Genomic DNA, 1,276 nt, shown 5'->3' with positions numbered 1-1,276 from the left:
CCTCAAAATTCTGCGAAAGCATTGTCCAGCTCTAGCGGCTAGAATCTCCGGTCGTTTCGCCCTCTCGGACGAGGCAAAAAGCGCCTCTCTGTCGGAGGCTCCAACGTCCTGCGATTCTGAGCGAGCCGCTTCCGCTTTTCTAAAGAAGCTAGGTGGGAGATAAACTGCCCGTAAAAGCCCGATTGGTTCAACTAATAATCAGTGGGGGATGGAGAAAACCCCCACTGATTAAAGTTTCACTTTATCAGCAGCGTCTTGTGATACAGTGGCATCTATAAACAACTCTTTCGTCTTATCATGTACAATTAATGGGAAAACAGCTTTTGCACCAACTGCAGAAGCGTGAACCCAGTCTTCTGGATTTACACTTTTCCAGTTCAAATAGCCATTTCCATCTTTTACTTTATAATTGTCTTTTACAGTAGCGACGAAGTTTTCATATTTTGAGTGTAAGGCAACTGGAAGCGAAACATTAGTAAAGTTTGCTGCATGCATAGGCTGATTAACATCTCCTAAATAATGAAGTGATAATCCTAAATAGAAAAATGCATTTTTCAAATCGTTATGGGAAGTTAATTAGATCCATCTTATAAAATAATAAAGATGATAAAGTAATAGGAATACTGTTTTAATAATCTATTTCTTAATATTGCTGTCTATAGCAAAAATGTTCATTTTAATTACAACCTAAATAATAATAGATTGGTAAATATTATATCACTGTGCCCCGTTTTTACACGTATCTCGGCTGAACCCCTAGAAGAAAATTTCCCCTGTAATGTTTATGGAAAATTAAATTACTATTCATAAGATAATAATAGTATGAGTTATTTATGGTTGATATGACTATATTTATATGTAATTGTGCATTTCCAAATAAAGTAAAATTATATATGAAGTACCATTAAATTATATTGAAAACATTTTTTAGCAAGAGATTAATATAGATCAATGAAAATCACTATATTTTAGGTTTAATTATCATAGTATAATTATTTCACTTAGTGAAGTGATTAATAATATTTAACTTTTTTTAATATAATTTTTTTATATTATAAATACAAAATATCTGAATTATTAAATATAAATGATGGAATTTTATTGTTTACTTATTAAAAACATAGTGTTTAAATGAGGGGGAAGTAAGGTCCTTACATTCTATGAGAAGTAAATAATAACCAGAGTTTAACACTCTATCCGAAAGAATTCTCCTTCCTCAAGCGTGTGCAAGGAGAGAGCCTAGCGCTAGGTCGTTCAAGATATATGAATAAGATTG

General features: G+C 32.5%; 1 pseudogene. It reads right to left on the bottom strand.

What is annotated here, in order from left to right:
- Positions 1 to 240: 240 nt before the first annotated feature.
- A pseudogene (locus BPMYX0001_RS27065) lies at positions 241 to 567 on the bottom strand (phospholipase C/P1 nuclease family protein); the annotation flags it as partial.
- Between the last annotated feature and the right edge of the window lie 709 nt (positions 568 to 1,276).

Origin of the sequence: Bacillus pseudomycoides DSM 12442 (assembly GCF_000161455.1) — a bacterium.
In the GTDB taxonomy this organism is placed as follows: Bacteria; Bacillota; Bacilli; order Bacillales; family Bacillaceae_G; genus Bacillus_A; species Bacillus_A pseudomycoides.
Note: the sequence above shows the minus strand (reverse complement) of the source record. Positions and strands in the feature narration are given on the sequence as shown.